Origin of the sequence: Gramella jeungdoensis (assembly GCF_023805255.1) — a bacterium.
Lineage (GTDB): Bacteria > Bacteroidota > Bacteroidia > Flavobacteriales > Flavobacteriaceae > Christiangramia > Christiangramia jeungdoensis.
In genome coordinates this window covers 34,032-51,737 of sequence record NZ_JAMSCK010000007.1, presented here as the reverse complement: position 1 = coordinate 51,737, position 17,706 = coordinate 34,032, and the positions used below count along the sequence as shown (strand labels likewise).

The window sequence follows — 17,706 nt, the reverse complement described above, 5'->3', positions numbered from 1 at the left end:
AAAAACCGAAAGGTTATTAAAGAATTATGGAGAAGATAATAGACGAGAAAAAACAGGGAAACTCTTTGGTAATGGAGCCTAAGGCTGAAAATGGCCGGAAGCTTTTCATTGAAAGTTATGGCTGCCAGATGAACTTTAGTGATTCAGAAATTGTGGCTTCCATTCTTTCTAAAGAAGGCTTTAATACCACTCAGAATCTTGAGGAGGCCGATCTGGTTTTGGTGAATACCTGCTCCATCAGGGAGAAGGCTGAACAAACCGTTAGAAAGCGTCTTGAGAAATACAATGCGGTTAAAAGAATAAATCCGGGAATGAAAGTCGGGGTACTTGGTTGTATGGCCGAGCGATTGAAAAGCAAATTTCTGGAAGAAGAAAAGATAGTAGATCTTGTTGTGGGACCAGATGCCTATAAAGATCTTCCAAACCTTATCAATGAGGTTGAAGAAGGACGCAATGCCGTAAATGTTATTCTAAGTAAGGAGGAAACTTATGGCGATATTTCGCCCGTTAGGTTGCAAACCAACGGAGTTTCGGCATTTGTTTCAATCACAAGAGGCTGCGATAATATGTGTACCTTCTGTGTGGTGCCCTTTACCAGGGGGAGGGAGCGTAGCCGTGATCCGCAAAGTATTGTGGAAGAGGTAAACGATCTGGCTGATAAAGGTTACAAGGAAGTGACACTTTTGGGGCAGAATGTGGATAGTTATCTTTGGTATGGAGGTGGATTGAAGAAGGATTTCAAAAATGCTACCGAGATTCAGAAAGCAACGGCAACGAATTTCGCGGGACTTTTAAAACTGGTTGCTGAAGCCCAGCCTAAAATGAGAATTCGTTTCTCTACTTCCAATCCCCAGGATATGACTCTTGACGTGATAGAAGTGATGGCGAAGTACAGGAATATCTGTAACTATATTCATTTACCTGTGCAGAGTGGTAGCGATCGTATTTTGAAAAAAATGAACCGTCTGCATACAAGGGAAGAGTATTTCACATTAATCGATAATATCAAAAAGTTAATTCCCGACTGCGGAATTTCTCATGATATCATTACAGGATTTCCAACAGAAACCGAAGAAGATCATCAGGATACCCTTTCATTGATGGAATACGTGAAATATGATTTTGGTTTTATGTTCGCTTATTCTGAAAGGCCTGGAACCATGGCCGAGAGAAAATTTGAAGACGATGTTCCTGAAGATGTTAAAAAGAGAAGGCTTACTGAAATTGTAAATCTTCAGCAGGAGCACAGTAAATATAATACCGAGAAATTCCTGGGAAAAACCGTTGAGGTGCTTATAGAAAAGGAATCAAAGAAATCTAATGCCCATTGGAGTGGGAGAAATACCCAAAATACGGTAGTGGTATTTCCAAAGGAGAATTACAAGGTAGGAGATTTTGTGAATGTGACGATCCAAGACTGTACAAGTGCTACCCTTATTGGTACTCCTGTGGGATACAGCGATAATAATTAAATTAAAAAATTACAGTATATAGTTGGATTTTTAACTGAAGACTGTTTACTGAATACGGAATATTTGTAGATGGAATCAGTTCAGGCAATAAAACAAAGGTTTGGGATCATTGGAGACGACCCCAAACTTAATCGTGCTATAGAAAAAGCAATACAGGTGGCCCCTACCGATATTTCGGTCCTTGTAACCGGGGAGAGCGGAGTCGGGAAAGAAAGTATTCCTAAGATCATCCACGCTCTTTCACATAGAAAACATGGAAAGTATATAGCGGTTAATTGCGGTGCCATTCCGGAAGGGACTATAGACAGTGAATTGTTTGGTCACGAGAAAGGTGCGTTTACCGGTGCTACCCAAACCCGTAGCGGTTATTTTGAGGTGGCCGATGGCGGTACGATCTTTTTAGACGAGGTAGGTGAATTGCCATTGCCAACCCAGGTAAGGCTGCTGCGTGTACTTGAAAATGGCGAGTTCATAAAAGTTGGTTCTTCAAAAGTTCAGAAGACTAATGTGAGGATTGTTGCGGCAACGAATATCAATATGTTCGAATCTATCAAAAAAGAGAAATTCCGTGAGGATCTTTATTATCGTTTGAGTACGGTAGAGATAAATCTACCTCCTCTTCGTGAAAGAAAGGATGATATTCATTTGCTGTTCAGAAAATTTGCTTCAGATTTCGGGCTGAAATATAAGATGCCTACCATTAAGCTGGAAGACGAAGCTGTGGAACTTCTAAAGAAATATCGCTGGGGAGGAAATATTCGCCAGCTTCGAAATATCGCTGAACAGATCTCTGTTCTGGAACAGGACAGGAGTATCAGTGCTGAAGAATTGAGGCATTATCTTCCTGATGTGGGAAGCAACCTGCCCGCCGTGATCGCTGATAAAAAGAAGGAAGGGGATTTCAGTAATGAAAGAGAGATCCTTTATAAAGTGCTGTTCGATATGAAGAGCGATCTTAATGACCTGAAAAAGCTTACTTTGAAACTAATGCAGGAGGGTGACACCAAACAGGTGCAGGACGAGAATGAAGGTCTTATTCAGAAGATCTATGGAAACAGTGGGAATGACATTGATGAAGCTGACATAGATGAGGATAAATTGGAAGTGCTTCAAATCCCTCAGCAAAATGCTCCTCAGAAGCAGGAGGAAAAAGACAAGTATTATTTTGCCGAAGAGATTGAGGAAGAAGAAACCCTTTCTTTGCAAGACAAAGAACTGGAACTCATCAAAAAGTCCCTTGAAAGACATAACGGGAAACGAAAGGCTGCGGCAGAAGAACTGGGCATAAGTGAAAGAACCCTTTACCGGAAGATCAAACAATATAACTTGTAGCAATAAGCATTCAGCTTTAAGCCTTGAGCTTTACAGAATTTAGTATTTTGGGTGGCTTAAAGCTTAACACTTAGAGCTTATAGCTTTTTAATTATGAAGAAACCTTTTTTAATATTTTGCTCCGCTTTACTTTTAACCTTGCAATCTTGTGGGATCTACTCATTTACAGGTGCCGATACCGGGGAAGCCGAAACCTTTCAGGTGAATTTCTTTCAGAATAATGCAGATCTGGTGGAACCTGGGATAGACAGGGCCTTTACCAATTCATTGCAGGACCTTATCCAGAATCAAACGAGCCTGAGTCTTGTTAACAATAATGGAGATCTTGTCTTTGAAGGAGAGATAACCGAATATTATATTGCTCCAATGTCGGCTACCGCCCAGAATACCGCTGCACAAAACAGGCTTACAATTTCTGTAAATGTCCGTTATTATAATACACTGGAACCGGAAAAGGATTTTGACAGGCGTTTTTCATTTTTTTATGATTATCCTGCCGCTACCCAGCTGGTAGGAGCAAATCTTGAAACTGCCCTCGATGAAATATACACTCGTTTAACACAGGATATTTTCAATGCAGCTTTAACCGATTGGTAATGGATGTAAAGACTCTCACATATTTGCTGGAGAATCCGGGAGAGATCACTGCCGATCAAACACGGGAAATAGAAAAGCTCCTGATGGAGGCACCCTATTTTCAGGCGGCCAGAGCCATAAGGTTAAAAGGTTTGAAAGAACATCAGGAATTCAGCTATAATTCGGCATTGAAAAAAACGGCAGCCTATACAACAGATAGAAGCATACTTTTCGATTTTATTACTTCCGAAGAGTTCAATCAGAACCAGATAGCTAAACAAATCAGGGACCAGGAAGAGCGGCTTAAGGATATCACCGTATATGAGCCTGAAGAGGTGCATGGAAGAAGGAGCATAGATATCAATGAGGCTATCAGGATGAAGCAATCGGAATCTGAAAGGGTGATGGATCCTGCGTTATTTGAAAAGCTTGAAAAATCGGAAATCGAAGAAGAGCCTGTTGAAGAAGAAAATAAAAAGGAGTCTTCAGAAGAACAATTAGGAATAGGTAAGCCTTTAGAATTTGACCAGAAAGAATCTCATTCATTTTCAGAATGGTTGAAACTTACCAAAGCACAGCCAATTGAAAGAAGAGATGACGATAATGAGGATGAGGAGGAAACCGATGAGAGTCGTTCACGAAAATTTGAATTGATCGAGGAGTTCATTTCTAAGAATCCAAAAATAAAACCTGGTAAAACGGCGAACAAGGTGAACCTCGCAGAGCAAAGTATGGCTGCACCGGAATCCCTGATGACAGAGACATTGGCGAAGGTTTACCTGGAACAGAAAAATTATAAAAAAGCCATCCAGGCATATAAAATATTAATTTTGAAAAATCCCGAAAAAAGTGGTTTCTTTGCAGACCAAATTCGGGCAATAGAGAAATTACAAGATAATAATAACGAATAAGAATGAGCACATTCACTATTTTTTTAGCTTTAATAATTATCGTGGCATTTTTGCTGGTAGTTGTGATAATGGTTCAGAACCCAAAAGGAGGAGGACTTTCTTCTTCTTTCGGAGGTGGTGGCCAGCAATTGGGAGGTGTTAAGAAGACCACAGATTTTCTTGACAAGAGTACCTGGACACTTGCTACTTTACTTTTGGTTCTTATCCTTCTTTCGAATGTTACCATTATGGATGCTCCGGGAGAAGCCACACCTGGTGTTTTTGAAAGTGATGAACCTGTAGAAACAGAAGTTCCTGCTACTCAAACTCCGACGCAGCAGCCAATGGAAACTGACAGCGCTCAGTAGATTTAAGAAAATATTATAATTTGAAAATGCCAGCTTATGACAAGCTGGCATTTTTTATTGGGTATTGGCAGAAATAAGCTGATGGCATAATTTTAGAAATATCCCTTACCGACTTTAAAAATTGATTAACCTAAAAATAAAATTCTAAAAAATGGGACTAAACATTAAACCGCTTTCAGACAGGGTTGTTATTGAACCTGTTGCTGCAGAGAATAAGACTGCGTCTGGTATTATTATTCCTGAGACTGCTAAAGAAAAGCCACAAAAAGGTAAAGTTGTAGCAGTTGGTGCGGGAACAAAAGACCACAAGATGACCGTTAAGGAAGGCGATATGGTGCTTTACGGTAAATATGCCGGTACAGAGCTAAAACTTGAGGGTACAGATTATCTTATTATGCGGGAAGATGATATACTAGCAATAGTATAAGTTTCACTTCAATAAACTTTTCCCTTTTCGCGGGAGAATAAATCAAGTAAAAAATAATTAACCACATCTTTTCAAAAGTCTTAATAGAACTCTTGAAAATTAAAAAATTAATAAAATGGCAAAAGATATAAAATTTGACATCCAGGCCCGTAACGGGATCAAACGTGGAGTAGATGCTCTTGCAAACGCCGTAAAGGTGACTTTGGGTCCAAAAGGGCGTAATGTTATTATTAGTAAATCATTCGGTGCTCCAACAGTAACCAAAGATGGTGTTACTGTGGCTAAAGAGATCGAGCTTGAAGATGCTCTTGAGAATATGGGAGCTCAAATGGTGAAGGAAGTTGCTTCCAAGACCAACGATCTTGCCGGTGACGGTACTACAACCGCAACAGTTCTTGCCCAGGCTATAGTAAAAGAAGGTCTGAAGAACGTTGCCGCTGGTGCTAACCCAATGGATCTTAAAAGAGGAATCGACAAGGCTGTGGAATCATTAACTGCCGATCTTGCCAAGCAAACCAAAGAGGTTGGAGATTCTTCGGAAAAAATCAAGCAGGTTGCAGCTATTTCAGCAAACAATGATGACAAAATAGGCGATCTTATCGCCCAGGCTTTCGAAAAAGTAGGAAAAGAGGGGGTGATCACCGTTGAAGAAGCCAAAGGAACTGAAACTCACGTAGACGTGGTAGAAGGTATGCAATTCGACAGAGGTTACCTTTCTCCATATTTTGTGACCAATTCAGAAAAAATGACTGCCGATCTTGAAGATCCTTATATCCTTCTTTTTGATAAGAAGATATCTTCAATGAAAGATCTGCTTCCTGTACTTGAGCCAGTAGCTCAGTCTGGAAAACCATTATTGATCATAGCTGAAGATGTAGATGGAGAGGCCCTTGCTACACTTGTAGTTAATAAACTGCGCGGATCACTTAAGATCGCTGCCGTTAAGGCTCCAGGATTTGGTGACCGTAGAAAAGCAATGCTTGAGGATATCGCTATCCTAACAGGAGGTACAGTGATCTCTGAGGAAAGAGGTTTCACTCTTGAGAACGCGACCATCGATATGCTTGGTACTGCTGAAAAAGTAGCTATCGATAAGGATAATACAACTATCGTGAACGGTGCTGGAGAAGATCAGGCTATCAAAGATCGTGTAAATCAGATCAAAGCTCAGATAGAGTCTACTACTTCAGATTACGATAAAGAAAAACTTCAGGAGCGTCTTGCTAAGCTTGCAGGAGGTGTAGCCGTACTTTATGTTGGTGCAGCTTCAGAAGTTGAAATGAAAGAGAAAAAAGACCGTGTAGATGATGCCCTTCACGCGACGAGAGCTGCCGTTGAAGAAGGTATTGTTGCCGGTGGTGGTGTGGCTCTTGTTAGAGCTAAGGCCGTGCTTGATAAAATAAAGGCTGAAAATGCCGATGAGGCAACAGGTATTCAGATCGTGGCCAGAGCTATCGAGTCTCCTCTGAGAACCATTGTAGAGAATGCAGGAGGTGAAGGCTCTGTTGTGATCAATAAAGTACTTGAAGGTAAAAAGGACTTCGGATACGATGCGAAGACCGATCAGTTTGTAGATATGATGAAGGCCGGTATTATCGATCCTAAGAAAGTAACGAGAGTAGCTCTTGAAAATGCTGCTTCGGTTGCTGGAATGATCCTTACCACCGAATGTGCACTGATGGATATTCCTGAAGAAAATGCCGGTGGTGGTGGAATGCCACAAGGTATGGGTGGCGGAATGCCAGGAATGATGTAAGATAGACATTGGAGTTTAAATTTAAACTGCTTAATAAAAAACCCTGCTTCGAAGTCGAAGCAGGGTTTTTATTTTTATGCCTGGCTTAGATTTATTTTGGTTCTTTCATAAAGTCATAGCCTCCTTTGCGAAGGTTGATTCCAAATTCCAGATATGCTTTAAGGCATGCCAGGAAGTTAGCCCATCCTTCAGAATTTCTTCCAAGCCACCGAATGCCTTCATCACTGGTGTCCATTTTCCCCTCTGTGATTCTTAAAAGAGTATCGTTTTCAGATTTTGATTCGAGTCTCATTTCTACTTTTAGCTTTTTTCCGGGTGCTCCTTCCCATTCGAAAACTATTAGTTCAGGTTTGCTGATTTTTATTACTTCGATAGGGAATTTCTCATCAAATTCAGGGAATTTCCAGGTAATCTTTTCTCCTTCGATCATTTTTCCACTGCTTTCTGAAATGAAATAATTAGACATTTTAGCCGGGTCTATTATGGCATCAAATACTTCATTAATGGGTTTATGAATCTGGAGTGCTGTATTAATTTCAAGCTGAGTCATAAGATCTGTTTAGGTATAAGGTTAAAGTTCGTAAAAATTATTCATTTACTGAATTTTAAGCCTTAATGATGAGATTAACCCGGTTGGGGTAAACACTTATTATTTTATTTATCTTGGCTATGAAAACCGACCTGATATGAATCAAAATATTAAGAGACTCGTTCTTCTTCTGGGGCCAATGATCTTTGTTATACTACAAATATTAGGGAAACCTTCTTCCATGTCCCACGAAGCGTTTGATGTTCTTTGTGTTACGATCTGGATGGCTCTTTGGTGGGTTTTTGAAGCGATTCCAATTGCGGTCACAGCAATTTTACCGATCATTCTATTTCCTCTAACTGGAGCAGTTGATATTGAAACGACAACGGCTGCTTTCGGGCATAAATATGTGTTTCTGTATCTTGGAGGTTTTATTCTTGCCGTTGCGATCGAGAAATGGGATCTGCATAAAAGGATAGCGCTTACTATAATCAATATCATAGGGACCAATATCCGTTTGATCATTCTTGGGTTTATGGTAGCTACAGCCTTTTTGTCTATGTGGATCTCCAACACCGCTACAACTGTAATGATGCTTCCAATAGGAACAGCTATAATCTCACAATTACAGGATAATCCGGATACAGTTGAAGATGAAAACAAAATTTTTGGAAAAGCCTTAATGCTTGCGATTGCTTATAGTGCTTCTATTGGGGGAGTGGCAACTTTGATAGGAACCCCGCCCAATCTTGTTCTGGCAGGAATTGTTCAGGAACTTTATGGTATTGAGATCAGTTTTCTCAAATGGCTGATGCTGGGGTTACCTGTTTCTGTAGCTTTACTTTTTTTATGCTGGAAATATTTAACGGTAAAAGCTTTTAATTTTCAGCAGAGTAAATTTCCGGGAGGAAAGGAAGAAATACAGCGTTTGCTGAAGCAATTAGGAAAACTGAACAAACAGGAAAAAAGAGTGCTCCTGGTTTTTATTCTTACTGCCTTTTGCTGGATTAGCCGAAGTTTTCTGATACAGCCATTCCTTCCATTTATAGACGATACTATTATTGCAATGGCTGCTGCTGTTGTTCTTTTTATAATTCCTTCGGGAAAACCTAAGACAAAACTAATCAGCTGGGAAGAAGCAGTGAAGATTCCCTGGGGAATAATTATACTTTTTGGGGGAGGCATGGCCCTTGCAAAGGGATTTAGTGATTCCGGTTTGGCAGTTTGGATAGGAGAGCAGTTGGCTAATTTGGAAAACCTTCCGCTCTTTCTATTAGTGGTAGTGCTTATTGCCGCAGTGAATTTCTTAACAGAGGTTACCTCCAATCTGGCGACAACCGCCATGCTTTTGCCGATACTGGCGCCCATGGCCATCGCACTGGATCTGCATCCCTACTTTTTGATGGTTGGAGCTACATTAGCGGCATCATGTGCCTTTATGCTTCCAGTGGCCACTCCGCCTAATGCAGTTGTTTTTGGATCTGGTCATTTGCATATCCCTGATATGATTAGAACCGGGATCTGGATGAATATAGTGTCTATCATAATTATAAGCCTGGTGGTATATTTTGCCCTGCCACTAATCTGGGATTTTGACCCGGAAATCATTCCTGAAAAATTTGAAATACCCGTATAGGAAATAAAAAAAGGAGGTGATAAACCTCCTTTTTTTCACAAACTATTTCAAATAAAACAATGATGAAATCTAATTTTGAGCCCACCAGAGTTCAGTTCCCTGTTCGTCAGGTCCCTGAATTTGAATTGCAGCCTCAAGATTTGCACCATTGGTATTGTATTCCTGATTACCGTAACGCATTCTTTGTGGATATTCACCATTTAAGGTTCCAGCAGAATATAGGTCATAATCAGATACTCCATTGGCTAATTCAACCGGGTATCCTGTGTCACGAACAATAGCCCAGGCCTCAAAGCCATCAGTATATGCAGCCAGCCATCTTTGGATAGCAATTTTCTCAAGATTCTCTTCCATGGATCCATTGAGCAGGGACATGTCTTCAGTAGCAAGGAAGTTATCTATTTCATCCTGACCTACATTCCATATTTTCATGGCTTCAGCTATACCATTCTGGTAATAAGTTTGAGCATCACCACTTCCAAGGCCTTTAACGATGGCTTCTGCCTGAAGAAAGTTCCCTTCAGCAGCCGTCATTACCACTTCAGGAAAGATTGGCTCACCAGAATTCTTTGGATTCACAATCCATTCAGCGGGGGCGGAGAACAATTCATACTTCACGTGAGGATAAATGTCGCCATTCAGCCTGGTTGGTTGCCCCACATAATATGGTTCTTCGTCTGATACATTGATCACGACTTCATCTCCTGAATCTGTTCTTGTGTAAGAAACTCCGGCATTATCAAGTTGTTCTAATATGAAGTCGACATACTTATCGAATAAAGCCACCCCAGAACCTTCTGCTGGTTTTGTGAATGTTACTTCACCTCCCATAATAGGTTCGGCATAATGTGGTAGTCTAGGATCATTATTGTCTCGCAAATAGTCTACAACTGTTTTGCCTACTTTCCATTTAGAACCTCTACCACCGAAGTTATGCCATACATCACCATAGGCAGCATTCGCCCATTGACTGATTTCTATATCTTTTGGAAGTAATGCATTATCATCTTCCTCGCTTAGCAAAGGGTTTGAAAGAGCTTCTGAGATTGCAGTTTCAGCAAAATCGGCACCCGTTGCACCCTGAGCTCGTAAGGCCATTCTTAATTTAAGGGTGTTGGCCATTTTCTTCCATTGCTGAAGGTTACCATTAAAGAAAAGGTCATTACTGGTTAAAAGCTCTACCCCGGTTCCTGTTTCGGTTTGACTACCAATAATCTCCATTGCACGGTCCAGATCGGCGATCACACCTCTATAGATTTCCTCCTGTGTATCAAATTTAGGAGTAATGATATCTGGGTTTGAAGCCTCGGTGTAAGGAACCATACCAAAAGTATCGGTATACATTTGATAATAAAGTCCCTTCATTATAAGACCTAAAGCATAATAATTCTCATTTTCCAGATCTCCTCCTTCTTTTACAAAATTCTGATAAACGCTTAGTTTACTTACATAGCTGGCCATCCAGTCATAGGAAGCATCAGTGTATCCCCCGCTATAAGAATAAGCCAGACCATCATTCCACCAGCACCCGTTAAAACCAAAGGTGAACATTCCGGCAAAGCGATCGGCATGTATTAATTGTGCTCTCCAGTAAGGATAGCGATTAGGTGCGTATAGCTCTATCTGTATACCTGTTAGAAAGTATTTTGCACTTACTTCCTCTGAAGTAAAGGCATCAGGCTTGGTGTTTATCTCTTCAAAATCTGAACAACTCGATAATGAAAAAATCAACAGCAAAGTCGTACTAAAGATTTTCAATATTCCTTTCATAATTTTTTTCATTAAAATTTAATATTAACATTTAATCCCAGACTACGAATAGTTGGTGCGTTGTTCAGTGAGATACCCTGACCGGAAAGACCGGTACCAATAGAGGAATCCGGATCAATATCCTCAGCGTCCTTGTAAAGGAAGAACAGGTTTCTTCCTATTAGTCCAACAGAAGCTGAATTTAGCCCGATACTATCGGTAAATTCACCCGGGAATCTATAAGTTAATGAAAACTCCCTTAATCGTACATTGGTCTGGTCATAGATATAATTAGATGTGATGCCAGAGTAACTGCCCCAATATTCCTGGGCGGTTATCGCTGTGGTGTTGGGCTCTCCTGTTTCTTCGTTTATGGCGTCTATAACAATGCCTTCTTCTCTGTACTGAAGGCTTCTTTCAGAAACCCCGGCCGCGTCAAGGTAAGAAGAGGTAGCTGAATAAATTTCGCCTCCAAATCTTCCGTCAATAAGGAACCTTAAATTCCAGTTCTTGTACGTCAAAGTGTTGCTAAGTCCTCCTATCCAATCTGGTTGGGCATTTCCAAGTTTCTCCCGCTCTACGGAAGCAAGTGGAAATCCTTCAGCATTTACGAGGCGCTCTCCGTTCTCGTTGGTTTTCCAGGTTGAACCGTACATGTCTCCAATTCCCCCGCCGACTTCGGCCCTAACTGAAAGCCCGCCTAGTGAGTTAAGTACGGTGTAATCAAGACCTTCAATTAGTTCAATTAGTTTATTCTCATTTTTAGAGAAATTAGCGCTTATATCCCATCTGAAGTTTTCGGTTCTGACCGGAACCCCGCCAATCATTGCTTCAATACCCTGGTTTTGAACTTCTCCAATGTTCTCTTTAAAGAAGCTGTATCCTGTTGCAAAAGGAACCGGTACATTAAAGATCATATCAGTTGTGGTGATATCATAAACCGAAATGTCCCCATAAATCCTGTTCTGGAACATGTTGAATTCCAGACCGATTTCTGTAGAGGTTACACTCTCTGGCTTTAGATCAGGATTTAGTTTTACGCTTGGTCCTTCAAGAACAGTAAGTCCCAGATACCCGTCCTGAGGTACGCTGAAGGTTTGATACAGCTGATATACGCCAGTGTCGTTACCAACCTGTGCCCAGCTGGCTCTTAGTTTCAACATGTTGAAAACACTTTTGTTTGGATCTATAAACCTGTCAGCTAAAAGCGAGTAACTAACCGAGGGATAAAAATACGAACGGTTATTCTCGCTTAAAGTAGAAGACCAGTCATTTCTGGCAGTAAGGTCCAGATACATAAGATCATCGTAAGAAAAGCTGAACGATCCGTAAAGAGAGTTAATCTTTTTTACTCCTAGTGGAGTGTGGCTGCTCGATTGAACATTGGTATTGTTAAGGAATGAACGTGAAGGTAATCTAAACTGAGATCCGGAAACATTCATTGTTTCAAAGGTCCTTTTAGATAAACTACCTCCTACGTTAGCTACCAGATTCAATTTTTCGGTCAGATCTTTGTCAGCTGTTAAAAGAAAATCGGCATTGATCTCGGTATTCTTTCTGGTGCTTAGGGAAAGACGCCCGTCATAGAAAAAGTGATGACCGTAATCCTGGATGTAATCAGTGCGGATGTTCGTTACATCGCCACCCACTCTTGCAAAGGCTGAAAGCCAATCGTTAAATTCATAATTAAGTTTAGTGAAACCTAAAAAGCGATCTCTTCTTTCGTCATTAGTGTCTTCATTAAGCATCCAGTAAGGGTTACCGATACTTTTGTTCTGTCCGGCATAACTAATGGATGCATATTCATCACCGAACATTTCCGGATTTGCCCAAAGGGAAGGCTTATACTTTTTCAGGTCATTAATCGCTACGTTTCTTGGCATTCTGTAGACGAAAGCAAGAACACCCTCTGTTCCTAAATTCACACGATTATTAAGTTCCTGTGTGAAATAAGTAGCTTTGCTATCCAGACTTAATTTATCTGACAGGTCAACCACCCCTCTTAGGTTAAAGTTGTGACTCTGAAGTTCGGAATTTGGAATAACCGATGTTGTTGCATTATTAGTGTAAGAAAATCTTAAACTATAATCTTCCCCTCCTTTATCCATTGAAAGGGTATTGATACTTTGGATTCCATTTTCGAAGAAATCTTCTATATTATTCGGTTGAGCAACATAAGGTCTTTCTTCTCCGGTATAATAAAGCTGCTGTGAACCATCAAGCCTGGATCCCCAGGATGATCCGCCGAAGTTCTCTAAATCGGCATATGGAGCTCCATTAATACCCTGTCCATATTCATTTTGAAATTCCGGTAAAAACATAGGCTCTTCAATAGAGATATTTGAGTTTATTGAAATACCTAGTCCTTTACCTTTTGTACCTTTTTTAGTAGTGATCAGTATTACCCCACTGGCAGCTCTTGATCCATATAGGGCTGCAGCATTAGGTCCTTTAAGTACAGATACCGACTCAATGTCAGCCGGGTTTATATCTGTAATACCACCCCCTGTCACGGTACTGTTGTAAATACTACCTCCTGATTCGGTTCCTGAAGCGTCGATTGGAATACCGTCAACAACTATAAGTGCCTGATTATTTCCGGTAAGCGTGTTGTTACCTCGAATTGTTATTCTGGAACCCGATCCAACCCCACTTGACTGGTTTACTACAAGTCCGGCTACCTTACCAACAAGGGAACTGGCGACATTATAGTTCTTAACGGTGTTGATTTCTTCAGATTCAAGCTCTGTAACTGCATACCCCAGAGATTTCTTTTCTCTCGTTATACCCAGTGAGGTTACAACAACCTCGTCAAGGGCTTCGGCATCAACCGACATTACTACATCCAAAGTAGATCTACCTTCCAGCTCGATTTCCTGACTTCCAAATCCTATCATAGAGAATACGAGAACGGCATCTTCCGCTACAGTTATGGAGTAGTTTCCGTCAAAATCGGTAGCTACCCCATTAGCGGTGCCTTTTTCAAGAACGGTAACTCCCGGTAATGGAAGGCCATTCTCTCCATCGGTAACTGTTCCCGTTACAGTTTGTTCCTGTGCCGTGATGTTTTGACTGAATGATAACAACATCACGCTTAACAGGAAAAATAATTTTTTACCCATACGTTTTAATTTTAATTTTTGGTTAGAATTTGATGAACAATACTTAAAATTTTTTAACAGTTGCACTTAATAAATTTGAATGCTATGTCAATCGTTTTGTAAAATTTTCGTTAGACTGTGTTAAACTGCTCTAAAACAGTGACTCTATCGAAAACGTTATAGCTAAAATAATAAGAACTTTTAGAACTTAAATAAAAAATTTAATTATTTATTATTCAAAGAAGTAATTAATTAAAATTTGCTTTTAAGAAAATTTTTTAATCCGTCTGTGGTCGGGAAGAAGGCAATCCCTCGGAAGACCTTATTGATGAGGGATTGCATCGCTCTGATGTTTAAATACTTATTGGTGTTTTAAGGTTGAAGGGTTACAATCGGAATGTTAAGAAACTGGTGATAAGTTATTTGTGCTGAGCCTCTTTTATCATCTTAAGATGTTCTTCGGTAAGGGCGTTTCCGTCGAAAAATGATATTCCTTTTGCTCCATTTTCTTTGGCAAGCTGTATGGCTTTGCCAAGTTCAGAAGCATCCATAGCCGGAACGAATACCCCGGTATGTAATTGGGTATTTCCTAAGCTTAGATCTTTCATCCCCTGTTTTGTTGCAAATCCAATCCAATCGATTTCTTCGTTATAGAAATTATGGTATATCATGGGTAGTACAGCGTCTATCTTCCATTTATCCCAACGCTGGCGCACCATATGGTCAGCCATTTCAGGATAGGGGAAAACGGCAGCCGTTAGTTCTTTATCATTTGAGTGAGCGATCTCGTAGGCATCATCAACCACTGCTTTGATCTTGTTTAACCGGAATTGTTTCCATTCCATATCCAATGCAGGGTTTTCAAATTCCAATGGGTTTTTATGATGTATTTTTTCAAATTCACTTACACATACCTCGCAATAACAGAAATCGAATTGTGGCAATTCTTCCTCCTGTTCGAGGTCATATTTTGGTAGTAGGCCAATTGGCAGAAAAATATCTGGAAATCTGATGTAATCAAGATGAACACTCGAGACGCCTTCTACTTTAGCCAGCCCTTCAACAAGGTTAAGCACATGGTTCCTGGAGTCTTCCCGGGTAGGGCAAAGCCATTGGTAATAATCTACATAGGGTCTTGTATCAAATGTGGATTTTCCATTTCTGCTCACCACATACCAGTCTGGATGCTGGAGTGCTATGCTGTCTCCGGGTCGGTTCATCGCCATGATCCATGCGTGAACTTCCAGGCCTGCCTCTTTTGCAAGAGGCGCAACCCTTGATAATAGTTTTGGATCTGTATTGGTGTTAATCAAAACAGCGTCAATGCCATTCTCACTATATTTCTTGAATTCCTGGATATAAGATGAGTCTGTTTTTTTTTCATTGGCAGAAGTCCATACCCAAAATTTGAAATCATCCGAAAGTTTCTTTTCTATGCTTTCTTTGTTTGCGACTTCTTCGTTGGACTTGTTTTCCCTGCACGAAGCCAGGACAAATAATAGTAAAACGATAAAGAGCTGGTTGGTTTTCATACAAAAGCTTATTTTATTTTAATTAAATCTCCATCCTCCTTAATTATATAGATGCTGTTAGTGAATGGACTTACTGCTGAGATATTCCATCCGCTCCGATGATTTTCAAGTTCAGGTTCAATCTTTTTTCCTTCAATCTGGACTCTTTGGGATAATATATCTTCAATTTTAGTTGCCCATTTTCCATTCTCATTATGAAAGGACTTTTGATTACGATACAATTTATAGAGAAACCATTTTATCTTTTCATCCTGCGGAATATTGAAACTGTCTTTTTGCCCCACTACTTTCGGTGAAAAATATACATAACCCCAATGTTCAGGTTCATGCATATTAATTATTCCCTGCGGAGACCAAACCCAGTTATATTCAGGTAAAAAGTTGCCACTGGAATCTTTTTTTCTTGAATATGTGCCGTTCTTAAGCTGGAAATCCCAGTTCACCCTTGAGAAATTAATTCGCCAGAATTCGTCTTTAGGAATTCTATTATGAGGATTTGCTTCATTAAGTGCAGCCCAGGGAATGGCTATTTCTACACTCCAGCCTTTATCAGTATCAGAAGGGTCATTTAAAGTTCCATTTATATTTACTGCCGATTTTAAGCCGTTAATATCCCAGTTGTCTATAATGGGAGCAGGTTCTCTGTATGGTTTTACTATGAAGAGGTCCCAGATGGTGTTCAGGGCATTCATTTCTAATTCCATATAATTATGAGAATCACCATCGGGATCTATAAAGATTTCAAAATCGTTGTTATAAAAAATTACCGTATCCCTTTGTTTTAAGGTCGCCCAAACATGAGGTTCTTCCAATTTTGCAAAGAAATAGAGGTATTGTTCATCCCAGAGCATCTTTAGGTTGGTTTTAAACTCAGGAATTTTCTTTCCTTCAATGTCAATAAAATCCTGACTCCACGTAGCTTTTTGCCAGGCATCTTCACTATCAAGCCCATCTATTTTTAATGGCTGATTTGTCTTATAGGTAATATATGTTCTGGGAGTGTTGGATTTCTGGGCTGTAACACCAAATGAGATCAACAAAATAAAAAGAATACTTCTATAAAAGTTTAATGATCCCATCTCCTTATAATTAGTTTTTTATTTAAACTAATATACTAATATAAAAATTTTACTAAAGTAGAATTTTGAAATTTTTATTAGATGGAAAGTATACCAAGCTACTTACGCAGTATAGATTAGATAGGTTGTTGTGAATAGAAAGTTATAAGCTAGTTGACTGTAGGAATAAGTAAAGCTTAATTAGCTGACTTTACTTTTTCCTGTTCATCTTCATTAGGGTATTTTTTGCTCTTCAAAAAGTATTTAGGACTTACCCCATATTTTTCCTTAAAGATCTTTGAGAAATAGCTTCGGTTGTTCAGGCCTATGGCGGTTACGATCTCTGAAATATTTTTCTCTGAAAGCATGAGCATTTCCTTAGCAGCTTCAAGTTTTACATGCTGCATATATTTATTAACCGTGAGATTGTATACATACTTAAAACCTTCCTGAAGTTTGTTTACATTGGTGCCGGCTTCCTTGGCCAGCGATTCCACGGTTGGATTTGTACTTAGATCCCCCTGTATGCGTTTTGCAACATAATCAACTTTCTTGATGTCAGATTTTCTGAGGATCTTTGGCAGGTTTTCACCATTTTCATCATCTTCATACTGGGCGATCTGAATAACCATCATTTCAAAGGCCTTTCCTTCCAGGAATAGATTTCTTAAAAAGCCTGTATAATCTTTGGTGTTTATGGCATCCATAAGGTCGGCAGCCTTGATGCTATAATTTCCCTGGTAGAAGAATTGGTTTTTAGACACAGAATCCTTGAACAACTCTTTAAGGGTGGGATCCAGATCTTTAAAATCATAATTTGACCTGTGAGCAAAAATAGACCTTATAATTTCCAAGCTCGAAACATGTGTGGCCACATCCTTTTTAAAGTAAAGTATGTGTCCATCATAACCACTACTACTCACCACTATGTTCTGGTAAGTATCAATTTTATGGATCTTATCACTTTTTTGAAAACAATGTTCAATATTTCCTTCAGAACAGAATATGAACTTAAGCGGATGTACGGTATTGATAGAAAAATGTATTTCTACGTCTTCAAAGAATTTACAGTTATATGTAACAAACCCAATACCGGAGTCAAAGCTACATCCTCGAATATAGCCCTCTCCAATCTCAGAAGGAATTTTAATGGTTAGCTCACCGCTGTTGTCTTTTAAATCGGTGTTCAAACAATTAGCAATGTCCTCTAGAATCTCATTTACCGGTAAGGTTTTTACATTTATTCTCATATGCGGTGGTGGTGCAAATAACGCCTTTTT

14 protein-coding genes are annotated in these 17,706 nt (G+C 39.8%); 8 read left to right on the top strand and 6 right to left on the bottom strand.

The window, feature by feature from the left end:
• Positions 1 to 26: 26 nt before the first annotated feature.
• The 7 genes from miaB (at position 27) to groL (ending at position 6,821) form a co-directional block, all read left to right on the top strand.
• Complete coding sequence (miaB, locus tag NE848_RS16085; RefSeq protein ID WP_252115621.1) at positions 27 to 1,472, top strand: tRNA (N6-isopentenyl adenosine(37)-C2)-methylthiotransferase MiaB; 1,446 nt, start codon at positions 27 to 29, stop codon at positions 1,470 to 1,472.
• A gap of 69 nt (positions 1,473 to 1,541) precedes the next feature.
• Entirely contained in the window at positions 1,542 to 2,804 is a 1,263-nt protein-coding gene (locus tag NE848_RS16080) for a sigma-54 interaction domain-containing protein (protein ID WP_252115620.1), read from the top strand.
• Positions 2,805 to 2,897: 93 nt separating this feature from the next.
• The gene (locus NE848_RS16075; protein ID WP_252115619.1) at positions 2,898 to 3,401 is read left to right on the top strand and encodes an LptE family protein; all 504 of its coding nucleotides are present in this window, start codon (positions 2,898 to 2,900) and stop codon (positions 3,399 to 3,401) included.
• Positions 3,401 to 4,291, top strand: a complete 891-nt coding sequence (locus tag NE848_RS16070; RefSeq protein WP_252115618.1) for a hypothetical protein — start codon at positions 3,401 to 3,403, stop codon at positions 4,289 to 4,291. Before NE848_RS16075 ends, NE848_RS16070 begins: the two co-directional genes overlap by 1 nt.
• A 2-nt stretch (positions 4,292 to 4,293) precedes the next feature.
• Positions 4,294 to 4,638 (top strand): preprotein translocase subunit SecG, encoded by a 345-nt coding sequence (gene secG, locus NE848_RS16065; protein WP_252115616.1) that lies wholly within the window; start codon positions 4,294 to 4,296, stop codon positions 4,636 to 4,638.
• Between the two features lie 151 nt (positions 4,639 to 4,789).
• The gene (locus NE848_RS16060) at positions 4,790 to 5,065 is read left to right on the top strand and encodes a co-chaperone GroES (protein WP_108170633.1); all 276 of its coding nucleotides are present in this window, start codon (positions 4,790 to 4,792) and stop codon (positions 5,063 to 5,065) included.
• Positions 5,066 to 5,180: 115 nt separating this feature from the next.
• Positions 5,181 to 6,821: a chaperonin GroEL gene (gene groL / locus NE848_RS16055; RefSeq protein ID WP_252115613.1), complete on the top strand. Its 1,641-nt coding sequence runs from the start codon at positions 5,181 to 5,183 to the stop codon at positions 6,819 to 6,821.
• Between the two features lie 91 nt (positions 6,822 to 6,912).
• On the opposite strand, the gene NE848_RS16050 is transcribed toward groL, so the two are convergent.
• Positions 6,913 to 7,371, bottom strand: a complete 459-nt coding sequence (locus NE848_RS16050; protein ID WP_252115611.1) for an SRPBCC domain-containing protein — start codon at positions 7,369 to 7,371, stop codon at positions 6,913 to 6,915.
• A gap of 136 nt (positions 7,372 to 7,507) precedes the next feature.
• Between NE848_RS16050 and NE848_RS16045 the strand changes: the two genes are divergently transcribed.
• Positions 7,508 to 8,986, top strand: a complete 1,479-nt coding sequence (locus NE848_RS16045) for an SLC13 family permease (RefSeq protein ID WP_252115609.1) — start codon at positions 7,508 to 7,510, stop codon at positions 8,984 to 8,986.
• Between the two features lie 69 nt (positions 8,987 to 9,055).
• On the opposite strand, the gene NE848_RS16040 is transcribed toward NE848_RS16045, so the two are convergent.
• The 5 genes from NE848_RS16040 to NE848_RS16020 form a co-directional block, all read right to left on the bottom strand.
• Positions 9,056 to 10,756, bottom strand: coding sequence for a SusD/RagB family nutrient-binding outer membrane lipoprotein (locus tag NE848_RS16040; RefSeq protein ID WP_252115607.1), 1,701 nt, complete (start codon positions 10,754 to 10,756; stop codon positions 9,056 to 9,058).
• Positions 10,757 to 10,767: 11 nt separating this feature from the next.
• Positions 10,768 to 13,857 carry a SusC/RagA family TonB-linked outer membrane protein gene (locus NE848_RS16035; protein ID WP_252115605.1) on the bottom strand — a complete coding sequence of 1,030 codons (3,090 nt, stop codon included), beginning with the start codon at positions 13,855 to 13,857 and terminating at the stop codon, positions 10,768 to 10,770.
• A 398-nt stretch (positions 13,858 to 14,255) separates the two neighbouring features.
• A complete protein-coding gene (locus NE848_RS16030; protein WP_252115604.1) occupies positions 14,256 to 15,368 on the bottom strand; it encodes a putative glycoside hydrolase in 1,113 nt (370 codons plus the stop codon).
• An 8-nt stretch (positions 15,369 to 15,376) separates the two neighbouring features.
• Complete coding sequence (locus NE848_RS16025) at positions 15,377 to 16,447, bottom strand: carbohydrate-binding family 9-like protein (RefSeq protein WP_252115602.1); 1,071 nt, start codon at positions 16,445 to 16,447, stop codon at positions 15,377 to 15,379.
• Positions 16,448 to 16,623: 176 nt separating this feature from the next.
• The gene (locus NE848_RS16020) at positions 16,624 to 17,676 is read right to left on the bottom strand and encodes a helix-turn-helix domain-containing protein (protein ID WP_252115600.1); all 1,053 of its coding nucleotides are present in this window, start codon (positions 17,674 to 17,676) and stop codon (positions 16,624 to 16,626) included.
• Between the last annotated feature and the right edge of the window lie 30 nt (positions 17,677 to 17,706).